The 13,662-nt window shown below is 72.1% G+C and carries 18 protein-coding genes; 14 read left to right on the top strand and 4 right to left on the bottom strand.

The features are described 5' to 3' along the window. Window positions 1-33 precede the first annotated feature (33 nt). Entirely contained in the window at window positions 34-858 is an 825-nt protein-coding gene (locus ACFWPA_RS11665; RefSeq protein ID WP_378507839.1) for a thioesterase family protein, read from the top strand. Here ACFWPA_RS11665 and ACFWPA_RS11660 read toward each other — a convergent pair. Together ACFWPA_RS11660 and ACFWPA_RS11655 are read right to left on the bottom strand one after the other, a co-directional pair. After that, on the bottom strand, window positions 825-1,631 hold the full coding sequence (locus ACFWPA_RS11660; protein WP_378507838.1) for a slipin family protein: 807 nt from the start codon (window positions 1,629-1,631) through the stop codon (window positions 825-827). The genes ACFWPA_RS11665 and ACFWPA_RS11660 overlap by 34 nt on opposite strands. After that, window positions 1,628-2,098 (bottom strand): NfeD family protein, encoded by a 471-nt coding sequence (locus ACFWPA_RS11655; protein WP_378507837.1) that lies wholly within the window; start codon window positions 2,096-2,098, stop codon window positions 1,628-1,630. The genes ACFWPA_RS11660 and ACFWPA_RS11655 overlap by 4 nt, the downstream gene beginning before the upstream one ends. A 300-nt stretch (window positions 2,099-2,398) precedes the next feature. Between ACFWPA_RS11655 and ACFWPA_RS11650 the strand changes: the two genes are divergently transcribed. From ACFWPA_RS11650 to ACFWPA_RS11590, 13 genes are all read left to right on the top strand, one after another. Beyond that, window positions 2,399-3,481 carry an alpha/beta hydrolase gene (locus tag ACFWPA_RS11650; RefSeq protein ID WP_378507836.1) on the top strand — a complete coding sequence of 361 codons (1,083 nt, stop codon included), beginning with the start codon at window positions 2,399-2,401 and terminating at the stop codon, window positions 3,479-3,481. A gap of 175 nt (window positions 3,482-3,656) precedes the next feature. After that, on the top strand, window positions 3,657-5,000 hold the full coding sequence (gene hisD, locus ACFWPA_RS11645; protein WP_378507835.1) for a histidinol dehydrogenase: 1,344 nt from the start codon (window positions 3,657-3,659) through the stop codon (window positions 4,998-5,000). After that, window positions 4,997-6,133, top strand: a complete 1,137-nt coding sequence (locus ACFWPA_RS11640) for a histidinol-phosphate transaminase (RefSeq protein WP_378507834.1) — start codon at window positions 4,997-4,999, stop codon at window positions 6,131-6,133. The genes hisD and ACFWPA_RS11640 overlap by 4 nt, the downstream gene beginning before the upstream one ends. Continuing rightward, complete coding sequence (hisB, locus tag ACFWPA_RS11635) at window positions 6,130-6,744, top strand: imidazoleglycerol-phosphate dehydratase HisB (protein WP_378507833.1); 615 nt, start codon at window positions 6,130-6,132, stop codon at window positions 6,742-6,744. The genes ACFWPA_RS11640 and hisB overlap by 4 nt, the downstream gene beginning before the upstream one ends. After that, on the top strand, window positions 6,745-6,900 hold the full coding sequence (locus ACFWPA_RS11630; protein WP_378507832.1) for a hypothetical protein: 156 nt from the start codon (window positions 6,745-6,747) through the stop codon (window positions 6,898-6,900). It begins immediately after the preceding gene. A 44-nt stretch (window positions 6,901-6,944) separates the two neighbouring features. Further along, window positions 6,945-8,105, top strand: coding sequence for an MFS transporter (locus ACFWPA_RS11625; protein ID WP_378570262.1), 1,161 nt, complete (start codon window positions 6,945-6,947; stop codon window positions 8,103-8,105). Beyond that, complete coding sequence (hisH, locus tag ACFWPA_RS11620) at window positions 8,102-8,731, top strand: imidazole glycerol phosphate synthase subunit HisH (RefSeq protein ID WP_378570212.1); 630 nt, start codon at window positions 8,102-8,104, stop codon at window positions 8,729-8,731. The genes ACFWPA_RS11625 and hisH overlap by 4 nt, the downstream gene beginning before the upstream one ends. 47 nt (window positions 8,732-8,778) lie before the next feature. Further along, complete coding sequence (locus ACFWPA_RS11615; protein WP_378507950.1) at window positions 8,779-8,976, top strand: hypothetical protein; 198 nt, start codon at window positions 8,779-8,781, stop codon at window positions 8,974-8,976. A gap of 19 nt (window positions 8,977-8,995) precedes the next feature. Next, window positions 8,996-9,730 (top strand): bifunctional 1-(5-phosphoribosyl)-5-((5-phosphoribosylamino)methylideneamino)imidazole-4-carboxamide isomerase/phosphoribosylanthranilate isomerase PriA, encoded by a 735-nt coding sequence (priA, locus tag ACFWPA_RS11610; protein WP_378507830.1) that lies wholly within the window; start codon window positions 8,996-8,998, stop codon window positions 9,728-9,730. Between the two features lie 10 nt (window positions 9,731-9,740). Further along, the gene (locus ACFWPA_RS11605; RefSeq protein ID WP_378507829.1) at window positions 9,741-10,559 is read left to right on the top strand and encodes an inositol monophosphatase family protein; all 819 of its coding nucleotides are present in this window, start codon (window positions 9,741-9,743) and stop codon (window positions 10,557-10,559) included. Then, on the top strand, window positions 10,556-11,329 hold the full coding sequence (gene hisF / locus ACFWPA_RS11600) for an imidazole glycerol phosphate synthase subunit HisF (RefSeq protein WP_378507828.1): 774 nt from the start codon (window positions 10,556-10,558) through the stop codon (window positions 11,327-11,329). The genes ACFWPA_RS11605 and hisF overlap by 4 nt, the downstream gene beginning before the upstream one ends. Continuing rightward, a complete protein-coding gene (gene hisI / locus ACFWPA_RS11595) occupies window positions 11,326-11,673 on the top strand; it encodes a phosphoribosyl-AMP cyclohydrolase (RefSeq protein WP_378507827.1) in 348 nt (115 codons plus the stop codon). The genes hisF and hisI overlap by 4 nt, the downstream gene beginning before the upstream one ends. A 106-nt stretch (window positions 11,674-11,779) precedes the next feature. Then, window positions 11,780-11,959: a 4-oxalocrotonate tautomerase family protein gene (locus ACFWPA_RS11590; RefSeq protein WP_378570211.1), complete on the top strand. Its 180-nt coding sequence runs from the start codon at window positions 11,780-11,782 to the stop codon at window positions 11,957-11,959. Window positions 11,960-12,032: 73 nt separating this feature from the next. Here the strand turns inward: ACFWPA_RS11590 and ACFWPA_RS11585 are convergent, their stop codons facing one another. Together ACFWPA_RS11585 and ACFWPA_RS11580 are read right to left on the bottom strand one after the other, a co-directional pair. Further along, a complete protein-coding gene (locus ACFWPA_RS11585; protein ID WP_378570210.1) occupies window positions 12,033-12,905 on the bottom strand; it encodes an endonuclease domain-containing protein in 873 nt (290 codons plus the stop codon). Between the two features lie 186 nt (window positions 12,906-13,091). After that, window positions 13,092-13,589, bottom strand: coding sequence for a MarR family winged helix-turn-helix transcriptional regulator (locus ACFWPA_RS11580; protein ID WP_378570209.1), 498 nt, complete (start codon window positions 13,587-13,589; stop codon window positions 13,092-13,094). Window positions 13,590-13,662 lie beyond the last annotated feature (73 nt).

The raw sequence follows: 13,662 nt of genomic DNA, 5'->3' as shown, positions 1-13,662 counted from the left end.
TCATGGATCGCACACCGACGACAAGGGGCCACCGTGACCGATCCGCTCGCGTTCTTCACGACCACACCCGAGGGGTACCTCGCCAAGGGCTTTGCGATCAGCCGGTGGTCGCCGGACATGGTCAGCGGCGTCGCGCTGTGCGGGCTGCTGGCCCGCGCCCTCGACCACGAACACGGCGGCGGCGGCTTCGTCCCGGCCCGGCTGACCGTCGACCTGTTCGCCCCCGCCCGCACCCGGCCGCTGACCACCCGCACCGCCGTCGTTCGGGACGGCGCCCGCATCCGCGTCGCCGACGCCGAGCTGGTGCAGGACGGCGAGACGGTGGCGCGGGCGTCCGCGGTCTTCCTGCGGCCGTCGGAGCAGCCGCCGGGCCAGCTGTGGACCCGCGACGTGCGTCCGGTGCCGCCGGTGATCGCGACCGGCGAACCCGCACCGCCGTTCTTCGGCAGCGACGACCATCCCGACGGCTGGTCGCACGCGATGCTCGAACATCAGGGCGCGAGCCGCAAACGCATGTGGGCCCAGCATCCGGCCATCGTCGACGGCGAGGCGCCCTCCCCGTTCGTGCGGGCCGCGATGGCTGGCGAACCGACCAGCCTGATGACGAACTGGGGCACCGCGGGCGTCGGGTTCATCAACGTGGACCTGACGCTGGTCCTGGCCCGGCTGCCGGAGGGGCACGAGGTCGGCATCGAGGCCGACGATCACATCAGCGCGAACGGGATCGCGGTCGGCACCACCACGATGTACGACCGGCGCGGCCCGATCGGCACCTGCATTGTCAGCGCCCTCTCCAACGCACGCAGGCAGGTCGACTTCGGCGATCAGGGCGAGTTCGAGTTGCCCGGCAGCGCCTGATCGTTGGTGCCGAGCTGCGGTTCCCCGGCGCCGCCGAGGAACCGCAGCAGGTCCACCGGAAGCGGCACGACCACCGTCGCCTTGCTGTCCCCGCCGACCTCGCGCAGCGTCTGCAGGTACCGCAGCTGCAGCGTCGTCGGGTTCTGGGAGATCACCGCCGCCGCCTCCGCGAGCTTCGCCGACGCCTGGAACTCGGCCTCCGCGTTGATGATCTTCGCGCGCCGCTCCCGTTCCGCCTCCGCCTGCCGGGCGATGGCCCGCTGCATCCGCTCCGGGATCTCCACGTCCTTGATCTCGACGGTGGTCACCTTCACCCCCCACGGCTCGGTCTGCTGGTCGATGACCTTCTGCAGGTCCTCGTTCACCCGGTCCCGGTCGGCGAGCAGGGTGTCCAGTTCGGCCTTGCCAAGCACCGACCGCAGCGTGGTCTGCGCGATCTGCGTGGTCGCGGCGAGGAAGTTCTCCACCTCGACCACCGCCCGATCCGCATCGAGAACACGGAAGTACGCGACCGCGGTGACCTTCGCGGGCACGTTGTCGCGGGTGATGACCTCCTGCACCGGAATGTTCAGCGTCACCGTCCGCAGGCCGACCCGAACCATCCGGTCCACCACCGGAATCAGCAGGACCAGGCCCGGACCCTTCACCGCCTGGACGCGGCCGAGCCGGAACACCACCGCCCGCTCGTACTCGCGCAGCACCCGGATCGCGGTCCCGGGGACGAGCAGGGCGAGCAGCAGGACCACGACGAGGACGATCAGCAGCACGGTCATGGCGCCTCCCACGGCTCCCTGCGGCGCACGTTCAGGGTCAGGCCCCGCACCGACTCGACGACCATCGGGTCGCCGGCGGTGGGCGGGGGAGTGTCCGGGTAGCCGAACGCGATCCGGGCCATCCAGAGCCCGCCGTCCGTCCGGACCTGCCCGACCGCACCGTCCCAGGTGCTCACCGTCGCCTCGTGGCCGACCAGTCCCTGCGGCCCGCTGCGGATCGGGGTGCGCCGGGTCCGGGCCATGGCCCTGCCGAGTGCGGCGGCGCCGACCAATCCGACCCCGCCCAACCCGATCGCGACGGGGACCGCGACGGTCTGCGCGGCGCCCCCGGCGAGGAACAGTGCGGCGATGCCACCGCCGATCAGCAGCGCGGCCAGTCCGCTGAGCACCCCCGCCGTCGGCGCGTGCGCCTCCACCAGGATCAACATCAATCCCAGCACCACGGCCACCACGCCGATCGTGGCCATCGACTGCTCCCGCGACTCGTCCGCCGGCGCCTAGTCGCGCCGGGAGGGTGGGGCGCCCGGGTAGCCGCCACGGCACCCCGGCCCTCGCTGTCCACGGTAATCCCGGCATCCCGGGCCTGCCACCGGCCGCACGCTGGGCCGACGGCGTGTTACGTGCTCGTAAATGTGTCGCAGGTCACGTACCATGAATCAGCTGCCCGTGAACCCCTGGGCGGCGCGGTCGGGATGCGGCGTTGTCGGGACAGTCGGAGCGGTGGCGCCGCGGCACCTCAGTTCGTTCGTGCTTGCCGGGAGCTCACGATGACAACGCAGCCGTCATCAGTTCATTCGCCGACCCCCCGCGCGCCGAGGCGCAGGCGAGGGGCGGGTCGCCAGCCAACCGTCGTCACCGTCGAACCGCAGTTCGTTCCCGGCGCGGGCCTGCGATCCCGGTTGCTTGCCGGGACCGTCCGGCTCGGCGTCAAGCCGGTCCTCGACGTGTGGGGTCGTTACCCGAGCCCGCTGTGGCCCGCGGGGCTGCTCGACCGGTCCGCCTCGATGCTGCGGCCCACCCGGGCCGCGGGCAGGCATCGGGTCCGGCTCGACGACTGCGCCGCCGAATGGTGGCCCCGCCGCGGCGGTCGGCCCGGTCGCGACCAGCCGGACGCGGGTACCGCGATCCTCTACCTGCACGGCGGCGGCTTCCTGGCCTGCGGGCTGAACACGCACCGCGCGCTGGCGCTGCGGATCGCATCCGCCGCCGACGCGGCGGTCCTCAGCGTCGACTACCGGATGCTGCCGCGGCACCCGATCGCCGCCGCGACCGCCGACGGCGTCGCCGGGTACCGGTGGCTGCTCGAGCACGGGTACCCGGCGGACCGGATCGTCATCGCGGGTGACTCGGCGGGCGGCTTCCTGACCTTCACGACCGCGCTCGCGCTGACCGGCCGCGGCCTGCCGCAGCCGGCGGCGCTGGTGGCGCTGTCGCCGCTGACCGACCTGGATCCGTCGGCCAAACTGGCCAGCGCCGACGCGGACGGCTGCCCGCTGATACCTCGATCGGTGCTCGTGACCCTTGCCCGGATCGCGGAACGCGCCGACGGCGACACGCCAACGGTGTCCCCGGTCGACGGCCACCTCGCCGGACTGCCCCCGGTCCTGATCCAGGTCGGCTCCACCGAGATGCTGTACCCGGACGCCGAGCTGATGGCGCACCGCCTCGGCGCAGCCGGGGTGCCGGTGACCCTCGAGGTGTGGGATCGGCAGGTGCATGTCTTCCAGGCGGCCGCGGGCCTGCTGCCCGAGGCGGCGCGGGCGGTCGGCCGGATCGGGGCGTTCGTCCGGGCGGCCACCGCCGAAACGGTGCCTGCCGCGGCCCGCACCGGTGTCGGCCCGGGCCGCTGACCGCCGCGCCGACTGCGCCCGTGAGCCGCCGCGCGCGGACCGTGCCCGTCGCGGCTCGGCGCTGAGCGAAACCCGGTAGCGCCTATCCTGGATAATCAGTGCACAGATCATCAGTGCACAGCTAGTCGGTGCACCGATGATCGGTGCACACACTTCCTCTCGTGAAGGGACCCCCATGCCTGCCCGCACCGAGCTCGCCCGCGTCGACCTGCGCGGACGAACCCCGTCCGTCGCCGAACTCCGGTCGGCCCTGCCCCGCGGCGGAACGGACGTGGACTCGGTGCTGCATCAGGTGCGGCCGATGGTCGAGGCGGTCCGTGACCGCGGCGCCGAGGCCGCCCTCGAGTTCGGTGAAAAGTTCGACGGGGTCCGTCCCGCGTCCGTCCGGGTGCCGCGCGCGGAACTGACCCGCGCCCTCACCGAACTCGACCCGGACGTGCGTGCCGCCCTTGAGGTTGCGATCGACCGGACCAGGAAGGTGCACGCCGACCAGCGCCGCACCGACACCATCACCGAGGTCGTGCCCGGCGGCACCGTCACCGAACGCTGGGTGCCGGTCGAGCGGGTCGGCCTCTACGTGCCCGGCGGCAACGCCGTTTACCCGTCGTCCGTGGTGATGAACGTGGTGCCCGCGCAGGCCGCTGGCGTCGAATCGCTCGTCGTTGCCTCGCCGCCGCAGGCCGCGTTCGGCGGGCTGCCGCACCCGACGATCCTCGCCGCCGCCGAACTGCTCGGCGTCACCGAGGTGTGGGCGGTCGGCGGCGGTCAGGGCATCGCGCTGCTCACCTACGGCGGCACCGACACCGATGAGGCGGGCGCCGAGCTCGCCCCGGTCGACCTGATCACCGGCCCCGGCAACATCTACGTCACCGCCGCCAAGCGGCTGTGCCGCGGCCTGGTCGGCATCGACGCCGAGGCCGGCCCCACCGAGATCGCAATCCTTGCCGACCGCACCGCCGACCCCGTGCACGTCGCGGCCGACCTGATCAGTCAGGCCGAGCACGACGTGATGGCCGCATCCGTCCTCGTCACCGACTCCACCGAGCTGGCCGACGCGGTCGACGACGCGCTGACCGCGCAGCTGGAGCTGACCAAGCACCGGGACCGGGTCGCGGCCGCGCTCGCGGGCAGCCAGTCCGGGATCGTGCTCGTCGACTCGATCGACGACGGCCTGCGGGTTGTCAACGCCTACGCCGCCGAACACCTCGAGATCCAGACCGAGGATGCCACCGCGGTCGCCGCCCGGGTGCGGTCCGCAGGCGCCATCTTCGTCGGCCCCTGGGCGCCGGTCAGCCTCGGCGACTACTGCGCAGGCTCCAACCACGTCCTCCCGACCGCGGGCTGCGCGCGGCACTCGTCCGGCCTGAGCGTGCAGACGTTCCTGCGCGGCATCCACGTCGTCGACTACTCGGAGTCGGCGCTGAAGGACGTGGCGCGGCACGTGATCAACCTCGCGAACGCCGAGGACCTGCCCGCACACGGGGAGGCCGTTCGGCTGCGTTTCGAGAGCCTCCGGTGAGCGCCGCCGTTCCCGGCGCTGCGGCGACCGTCGACGACCTGCCGCTGCGCGAGAACCTGCGCGGCAAGTCCGCCTACGGTGCTCCGCAGCTCACGGTCCCGGTGCAGCTGAACACCAACGAGAACCCGCACCCGCCGACCCGCGCCCTCGTCGACGATGTCGCCGAGTCGGTCCGGGAGGCGGCCCGCGAACTGCACCGCTACCCGGACCGGGACGCCGTCGCACTGCGCACCGACCTGGCCGCCTACCTGTCCCGGCAGACCGGGGTGGCGGTCACCGTCGACAACGTATGGGCCGCCAACGGGTCCAACGAGATCCTGCAGCAGCTGCTGCAGGCGTTCGCCGGGCCGGGCCGCAGCGCAATGGGGTTCGTGCCCTCCTACTCGATGCACCCGATCATCGCCGACGGAACCGACACCACCTGGCTGCCGGTGCTGCGGGGCGCCGACTTCGCGCTCGACGTGGACGCCGCGGTCGACGCCATTTCCGCGAAACGGCCCGACGTCGTGTTCGTCACCAGCCCCAACAATCCGACCGGGCACAGCATCCCGATCGGTGCGCTGCGGCTGCTGCTCGACGCCGCACCGGGGATCGTCATCGTCGACGAGGCGTACGCCGAGTTCTCCGAGGCGCCGAGTGCGCTCACCCTGATCGACGAGTACCCGACCAAGCTGGTGGTGTCGCGGACGATGAGCAAGGCGTTCGCGTTCGCGGGCGGCAGGCTCGGCTACCTTGCCGCCGCACCGGCATTCATCGACGCGCTGCTGCTGGTGCGGCTGCCGTACCACCTGTCGGTGGTCACCCAGGCCGCGGCAAGGGCCGCACTGCGGCACGCCGACGAGACCCTCGCCAGCGTGCACGCCCTCGCCGCCGAGCGGGTCCGGGTGTCGAAGGCGCTGTCCGACACCGGATTCCACGTCATTCCGTCGGACGCCAACTTCATCCTGTTCGGCGAGTTCGCCGACAGTGCCCGGGCCTGGCAGGCCTACCTCGACCGCGGGGTCCTGATCCGCGACGTCGGGATCCCCGGCTACCTGCGCACCACCGTCGGTCTCGCCTCCGAGAACGACGCCTTCATCGCGGCCAGCGACGCGATCGCCGCCACCGAGCTCACAACAGGAGAGACCCGATGACCGACCGCATCGCGAAGATCGAACGGACCACCAAGGAGTCGTCGATCGCCGTCGAACTCAACCTCGACGGCACCGGCATCGTCGACATCTCCACCGGCGTCCCGTTCTTCGACCACATGCTCACCGCGCTCGGTGCACACGCCAGCTTCGACCTCACCGTCAAGGCGGAGGGCGACATCGAGATCGAGGCACACCACACCGTCGAGGACACCTCGATCGTGCTCGGCCAGGCGCTCGGCCAGGCCCTCGGGGACAAGAAGGGCATCCGCCGCTTCGGGGACGCCTACATCCCGATGGACGAGTCCCTCGTGCACGCCGCCGTGGACGTCTCCGGACGGCCCTACTGCGTGCACACCGGCGAACCGGAACACATGCTGCACACCGTGATCGGCGGCTACCCCGGCGTCCCCTACGCCACCGTGATCAACCGGCACGTCTTCGAGTCCATCGCGTCGAACGCGCGGATCGCGCTGCACGTGCGAGTGCTCTACGGCCGCGACCAGCACCACATCACCGAGGGCGAGTTCAAGGCCGTCGCCCGCGCGCTGCGCGAGGCCGTCGAGCCGGACCCGCGGGTGACCGGGGTGCCGTCCACGAAGGGCGCGCTGTAGATGGGCACCATCCTGATCTACGCCCTGTTTCTGATCGCCGGCTTCGCGATCGGCGGCGCCTACTCGATGTGGCGCAATGGCAACAAGCTCGGCATGGGTGTCCTGATCGTCATCGCGGCGCTCGCGGCCGCGGGCGGCGTCCTGCGTCTGGTCTGACCGGCGTGCCGTCGCTCCTGCGGACCCGCGGCATGCCGGTCGCGATGGCGATGGGGTTCACCGCGTTCGGCGGCTGGTCGCTGCTGCTTCCGGTGATCCCGCTCGCCGTGTCCGAGGCAGGCGGGTCGGACGCCCTCGCGGGCGCCGTCACCGCGGTGTTCATGGCCGCCACCGTCGCCACCCAACTGGGCACCCCGAGGCTGCTGCACACGGTGGGCTACCGGCCGGTGCTTGCGGTCGGCTGCCTGCTGCTCGGCGCCCCCGCGCTGGCCTTCCTGCTCTCCACCGACGCCGTCCCCGCCCTGGTGATCTCCGCGATCCGCGGTGTCGGCTTCGGCCTGCTCACCGTCGCGGGCAGTGCACTCGTCGCGGAACTGGCGCCGCCGCGCCTGCTCGGCCGCGCGACCGGCGCGCAGGGCATCGCGATCGCCACCGGGCAGATGATCGGGCTGCCCGTCGGACTCGCGCTGTTCGACGGCGGCAACGCCCACCTGACCTACCTGCTCGGTGCCGCGGTGCCGCTGCTCTCGATCGTGGCGATCGCGGCGCTGCCTCCGGTGCGGCACGCCGGCCAGGCAGGCCCGACGGTGCGGTTGCCGGTCGCGGTGCTGCTGGTGCCGTGTCTGGCGATGCTGGTCGTCGCGTCCGTATACGGCGGAGTGACCAGCCTGCTGCCGATCGCGACGAGCGACCGGGCGGCGCTGGCCGGGTTGGCGCTCGCCGTGGTCAGCGGCGCGATCCTGGTCGGACGCTACGGCGGGGGTCTGCTGCTGGACCGGGTGGGGGTTGGCCGGATCATGGTGCCCGCCCTGACCACCGCGGCGGCGGGCGCGGCGCTGTTCGCCGTCGCGGTGACCGTCGACGGTGGTGCCGTCGCGGTCGTCGCGCTGATCGCCGGTGCTGCGCTGTTCGGCGTCGGCTTCGGCGCGGTGCAGAACGAGGCGCTGGTCGGGCTGTTCCGCTCCGCCGGGCCCACCCGGCTCGGCGCGGCAAGCGCGGCCTGGAACATCGCCTACGACGCGGGCACCGGCGCTGGCGCCCTCGCGCTCGGCGTCGTCGCCGGGATCGCCGGGTATCCGGGCGTGTTCACCGTCGGAGCGGCGATCATCGCGGCGGTGATCCCGGTCGCCCTGCTGCGCAGTGTCCCGCCGCAACCGGTGGGCGCGACCGGTCCGGGGCCCGCGGCCGATAGAGTCGACCCATGACCTCCGTCGCCCTCCTCGATTACGGTTCCGGGAACCTGCACTCCGCGCAGCGCGCCCTCGCGCGGGTCGGCGCCGACGTCACCGTCACCTCCGACCCCGAGATCGCGCTCGCCGCGGACGGGCTCGTCGTCCCCGGCGTCGGCGCATTCGCCGCCTGTATGGAGGGGCTGAAGCGAGTTCGGGGGGAACGGATCATCGGCAAGCGCCTCGCGGGCAGCCGACCGGTCCTCGGGATCTGCGTCGGCATGCAGATCATGTTCGACCGCGGCGTCGAGCACGGCGTGTTGGCGGACGGCTGCGGCGAGTGGCCCGGCACCGTCGAACGGCTCCCCGCCGACGTCCTCCCGCACATGGGCTGGAACACCCTGGACGCGCCAGCCGACAGCGTCCTGTTCGCCGGCCTCGACGCCGACACCCGCTTCTACTTCGTGCACTCCTACGGCGTGCAGAAGTGGGAGCTTGCTGCCGACGACCTGATCAAGCCCGCGAAACTCACCTGGGCCGAGCACTGTGCGCCGTTCCTCGCCGCCGTCGAGAACGGGCCGCTGTCGGCCACCCAGTTCCACCCCGAGAAGTCCGGCGACGCCGGGGCGGCGCTGCTCGAAAACTGGGTCCGCAGCCTGTGAGCGGGCAGCGCGGGAACCTGTCGTTCGGCAAGCTCGCGCTGTTCTCGATGGGCGCGGCGGGTGCGGTGCTCGTCCTGGTCACCGTGCTGATCGCGGTGCTGCAGCCCGGACCCGGCGTCGGGCTGGTGATCGGACTCGGCGGGGTGGCCGCCGCGATCGCCGCGATGGGGGTCGTGTCCACCCGGATGACGCGCCGCGCGTTCGACGACCGGGACGGTGACCCCGGGTCGGGGCCCGGCCGATGACGGACTAGGGTTGACGCACGTGAGCCTGGTCCTTTTGCCTGCGGTAGATGTCGTCGACGGTCAAGCTGTTCGCCTCGTTCAGGGGGAGGCAGGCAGCGAAACCAACTACGGATCGCCGCGTGACGCCGCCCTCGCCTGGCAGAACGCCGGCGCCGAATGGGTGCACCTGGTCGACCTCGATGCGGCGTTCGGTCGCGGCTCCAACCGGGACATGCTCGCCGGCGTCATCGGGGAACTCGACGTGAAGGTCGAACTGTCCGGCGGCATCCGCGACGACGAGTCCCTCGAGGCCGCGCTCGCGACCGGGTGCGCCCGCGTCAACCTCGGCACCGCCGCCATCGAGAACCCCGAATGGTGCGCCAGCGCCATCGCCCGCTTCGGCGACAAGATCGCGGTCGGCCTCGACGTGCGCGGCGTCGACGGACGCTGGCAGCTGCGCGGACGCGGCTGGGTCACCGAGGGCGGGGACCTGTTCGAGACCCTCGCCCGCCTCGACCGGGACGGCTGCGCCCGCTACGTCGTCACCGACGTCTCCAAGGACGGCACCCTCACCGGCCCGAACCTCGACCTGCTGCGCGAGGTCTGCGCGGCCACCGACGCGCCGGTCGTCGCGTCGGGCGGCATCTCCGTGCTCGACGACGTCGTCGCGATCGCGGGACTCACCGAGCTCGGCGTCGAGGGAGCGATCATCGGGAAGGCGCTGTACGCGGGTCGCTTCACGCTGCCCGAGGCCCTCGCCGCGGTGTCCGGCTAGTCTCGCCCCCATGACCGACCCACGCGAGTTGCTCACGGTTGCCGGGGGAGTGCTCGACGGGGTCGTGGACCGGTTCCTCGCCGGTGTCGGCGCACCGAGCGCGGTGGCGAAGGGGCCGCGGGACTTCGCGACCGCCGTCGACCTGGAGCTGGAGAAGCGGCTGACCGCCGAACTCGCCGACCGCACCGGGATCCCGGTGCACGGGGAGGAGTTCGGCGGCCCCGACCTGGACACCGGAACGGTGTGGGTGCTCGACCCCGTCGACGGCACCCTGAACTACTCGGCGGGCCTGCCGACCGCGGGAATCCTGCTCGCCCTGCTGCAGGACGGCGAGCCGGTCCTCGGACTGACCTGGTTGCCGATGATGAACCGGCGCTACGCCGCCGCGCTCGACGGTCCGCTGCTGTGCAACGGGGAGGAACTGCCGCGGCTGCGGGACCGGGACCTGACGGACGCCATGGTCGGGTTCGGTGCGTTCAACCTGGACGGCAGGGGACCCATCCCCGGCGAGTACCGGGTGCGGGCCCTCGCCGCGGTGAGCCGGGTATGCAGGCGGCTGCGGATGCACGGGTGCACCGGCGGGGACCTGGCGTTCACCGCGGCCGGTGTGCTGGGCGCGTCCGTCGTGTTCGGGTACCACCCGTGGGACAACGCGCCCGGTGTCGCGCTGGTGCGGGCGGCGGGTGGTGTCGTCACCGATCTCGCTGGCGAGCCCTGGCATTTGGGGTCGCGGTCGCTGCTCGCGGCGGCGCCGGGGGTGCACGAACAGATCTTGGACATTCTGGTCCCGCTGGGTGATCCGGGGGACTACCGGGAAGGAACGACATGAGTGTTGCGGTGCGGGTCATCCCGTGTCTGGACGTCGACGCGGGCCGCGTGGTCAAGGGCGTCAACTTCGAGAACCTCCGGGATGCTGGCGATCCCGTCGAACTGGCCGCGGCCTATGACGCGCAGGGAGCCGACGAGCTGACCTTCCTCGACGTCACCGCGTCCACCTCCGACCGCGGCACGATGCTCGACGTCGTGACCCGCACCGCCGAGCAGGTGTTCATCCCGCTCACCGTCGGCGGCGGCGTCCGGACCGAGGAGGACGTGGACCGGCTGCTGCGGGCCGGTGCCGACAAGGTCAGCGTCAACACCGCCGCGATCGCTCGGCCGGAACTGCTGCGCGAGCTGAGCCACCGGTTCGGTGCCCAGTGCATCGTGCTGTCGGTCGACGCCCGCACCGTCCCCGACGGTCAGCAGCCGACGCCGTCCGGCTGGGAGGTCACCACCCACGGTGGCAAGCGCGGCACCGGGATCGACGCGATCGAGTGGGCGCAGCGCGGCGCCGAGCTCGGGGTCGGGGAGATCCTGCTCAACTCGATGGACGCCGACGGCACCAAGGCGGGTTTCGACCTGCCGATGATCCGCGCGGTCCGCGCGGCCGTGCACGTCCCGGTGATCGCCAGCGGCGGCGCAGGCGCGGTCGAGCACTTCGCGCCCGCCGTCCAGGCCGGCGCCGACGCGGTGCTCGCCGCCAGCGTGTTCCACTTCGGGGACATGACGATCGGGGACGTGAAGGCGTCCATGCGCGGGGAAGGAATCACCGTCCGATGAGCACCCTCGACCCGGCGATTGCGGCCCGGCTCAAGCGCAACGAGGCCGGACTGTTCAGTGCGGTGGCGCAGGAACGGTCCACCGGCGACGTCCTGATGGTCGCGTGGATGGACGACGAGGCCCTCGCGCGCACGCTGGAAACCCGTAAGGGAACGTACTTTTCGCGGTCGCGGAACGAGTACTGGGTGAAGGGGGAGACCTCCGGACACACCCAGTACGTGCACGAGGTGCGCCTCGACTGCGACGGCGACAGCGTGCTGCTGATCGTCGACCAGGAGGGCGCCGCCTGCCACACCGGCACGCACACCTGCTTCGACGCCGACGTCCTGCTGCCCCGCCCCTAACCGCCCCGATGCATTGAATGGGGGTTCATGCCTCATCCGCGCGCCGGAACTGACGCATGAACCCCCATTCAACGGGCTGGGGGGCCGGCCGCGCACAATGACCGGCATGCCGCTGATTCAGATTTCCCAGACCGCCGGACTGTCCGCCAAGCGCAAGCGCGCCGTGATCGCGGCCGTCACCGCCGCCTACGCCGAGGCCAGCGGCAAGGACCCCGCCAAGGTGTGGGTCACGATCACCGACGTCCCCGGCGAGGACTGGGGCGTCGGCGGCGTCCCGCTCGCCTGACGGACCCTCCCCGAACCATTGAACGGGGGTTCATGGGTCATCCGCGTGCCGGAGGTGAGGCATGAACCCCCATTCAACGTGCGGTGACGGGGGCGCCCGCCTCGGCGAGGACGGCGCGGATCTGCCGCAGAAGCGTTGCGCGGCCGCGCATCAGCTGCCGGGCCTTGACCCGGATGACGCGCCAACCCGCGGCCTCGAGGGCGTTCCACCGCTCGACGTCGCGGTTGCGTTGCTCGGGGTCGAAGTGGTGGTCGCCGTCGTATTCGACGATGACCCGCCACTTTTCCCAGCACAGGTCGACGCGCCCGATCCAGCGGCCGTCCGCGTCGCGGACCTGCACCTGCGACTCGGGGCGGGGCAGGCCGTCGCGGACGATCGCGAGACGCGTCCGGGTCTCCCAGAGCGACTCGGCGCCCTCGTCCGAGAGCGTGATCACCTGCCGGAGCTGGACGATGCCCCGGGCGCGCGAGTGCGCGGCGGTGAACGCCGTGAGCGCCGCGCGGGTCAGCCCGGTGGCCTGGTAGAGCGCGTCCACCATCTCGACGGCCTCGTCCAGCGGGAGGCGTCGCCCAAGGTCGAAGGCGGTACGGGCGGCCGTGGTGAGTCGGCGCCCCGCGGAGTGGACGCATTCGTCGTCGGGGATGCGCTCGCGATAGAGCTCGATTCCCGGCGGCGGAGACCGGTGCGGTGTCCAGGCGAGCGCACCGGGAGCGGACGGATCTATCCATTTCGTGCCCAGCAGCGCCGCCGCCGACCGTCCTGCCAGCACCCCGCGGCCGCGACACCAGATCCAGACGGCGCGGGCGCGGACGGACGCGTCGACGTCGACGTCCCGGCTGACGTAGGTGTCCGGGTAGAGGCGCCGGTGGTGGCGCAGGCGGTAGCGGCAGAGCCGGCCGTCGGCGACGGCGCGCGCTCCGGAGAACGGTTCCCCCGAGGTGTCCATGCGCCGACGCTCGCACGACCACCACTGGTGGCCGGCCTGCTCGGCTGGCCTTCGCGGGTGCCTGTGGACGGGCGGCGAGCGTCGTCCCCATCCCGCGACCGGCCCTTGCATTGAACGGGGGTTCATGCGTCATCCGCGTGCCGGACGTCGCGCATGAACCCCCGTTCAATCCTTGGGGGGGCGGCGTCAGGCCTTGCCGGTGCCCTCGGCGATCGCGCTGTCGAGCTGGGTGACCATCGTCTTGCCCAGCGCGATCAGCTCGCGGACCTGGTCGTCGTCGAGGCCGTCGAAGACGAGTGCCTGCACCGTCTCGACGTGGCCGGGGGCCGCCTCCGCGACCTTGGCGTGCCCGGCAGCGGTGAGCACGGCGAAGGAGCCTCGGGCCCCGACGATCGCCTTGCGGCGCACCCAGCCCGCCTTCTCCATCTTCGTGATCACATGCGACAGCCGGGACAGCGAGGCGTTGGCCGCAGTGGCGAGCACGCTGAGCTGCAGGCGCCGCTTGGGTGCCTCCGACAGGACGGCGAGGACGAAGTACTCGAAATGGGTGAGCTTCGCGTCGCGCTGCAGCTGGGTGTCGAGGGCGGCGGGGAGTCGCGTGGTCAGCGCGACCAGCTCCCGCCAGGCCCGCTGCTGTTCGTCGGTGAGCCAGCGCGGTTCGTGCGTCTCCTGTGCCTCGGTCATCTGCCGCCCCCTCGGAATAGTTGTGGCCGGTACGCGTTGACCCTACGGTAGTTGAAGCTTCAACGTAAGGGAG

The organism is Rhodococcus sp. NPDC058505 (assembly GCF_042720095.1).
GTDB lineage: Bacteria > Actinomycetota > Actinomycetes > Mycobacteriales > Mycobacteriaceae > Rhodococcus_G.
Note: the sequence above shows the minus strand (reverse complement) of the source record. Positions and strands in the feature narration are given on the sequence as shown.

What these genes read in the sequence shown, in the direction of transcription:
- ACFWPA_RS11660 (WP_378507838.1), bottom strand. Translation starts at nt 1,631, where the DNA reads ATGACCGTGCTGCTGATCGTCCTCGTCGTGGTCCTGCTGCTCGCCCTG.
- hisH (WP_378570212.1), top strand. Translation starts at nt 8,102, where the DNA reads ATGACCTCCGTCGCCCTCCTCGATTACGGTTCCGGGAACCTGCACTCC.
- ACFWPA_RS11590 (WP_378570211.1), top strand. Translation starts at nt 11,780, where the DNA reads ATGCCGCTGATTCAGATTTCCCAGACCGCCGGACTGTCCGCCAAGCGC.
- ACFWPA_RS11625 (WP_378570262.1), top strand. Translation starts at nt 6,945, where the DNA reads ATGGCGATGGGGTTCACCGCGTTCGGCGGCTGGTCGCTGCTGCTTCCG.
- ACFWPA_RS11585 (WP_378570210.1), bottom strand. Translation starts at nt 12,905, where the DNA reads ATGGACACCTCGGGGGAACCGTTCTCCGGAGCGCGCGCCGTCGCCGAC.
- hisF (WP_378507828.1), top strand. Translation starts at nt 10,556, where the DNA reads ATGAGTGTTGCGGTGCGGGTCATCCCGTGTCTGGACGTCGACGCGGGC.
- hisI (WP_378507827.1), top strand. Translation starts at nt 11,326, where the DNA reads ATGAGCACCCTCGACCCGGCGATTGCGGCCCGGCTCAAGCGCAACGAG.
- ACFWPA_RS11580 (WP_378570209.1), bottom strand. Translation starts at nt 13,589, where the DNA reads ATGACCGAGGCACAGGAGACGCACGAACCGCGCTGGCTCACCGACGAA.
- ACFWPA_RS11650 (WP_378507836.1), top strand. Translation starts at nt 2,399, where the DNA reads ATGACAACGCAGCCGTCATCAGTTCATTCGCCGACCCCCCGCGCGCCG.
- hisB (WP_378507833.1), top strand. Translation starts at nt 6,130, where the DNA reads ATGACCGACCGCATCGCGAAGATCGAACGGACCACCAAGGAGTCGTCG.
- ACFWPA_RS11630 (WP_378507832.1), top strand. Translation starts at nt 6,745, where the DNA reads ATGGGCACCATCCTGATCTACGCCCTGTTTCTGATCGCCGGCTTCGCG.
- ACFWPA_RS11615 (WP_378507950.1), top strand. Translation starts at nt 8,779, where the DNA reads ATGGGCGCGGCGGGTGCGGTGCTCGTCCTGGTCACCGTGCTGATCGCG.
- hisD (WP_378507835.1), top strand. Translation starts at nt 3,657, where the DNA reads ATGCCTGCCCGCACCGAGCTCGCCCGCGTCGACCTGCGCGGACGAACC.
- ACFWPA_RS11605 (WP_378507829.1), top strand. Translation starts at nt 9,741, where the DNA reads ATGACCGACCCACGCGAGTTGCTCACGGTTGCCGGGGGAGTGCTCGAC.
- ACFWPA_RS11655 (WP_378507837.1), bottom strand. Translation starts at nt 2,098, where the DNA reads ATGGCCACGATCGGCGTGGTGGCCGTGGTGCTGGGATTGATGTTGATC.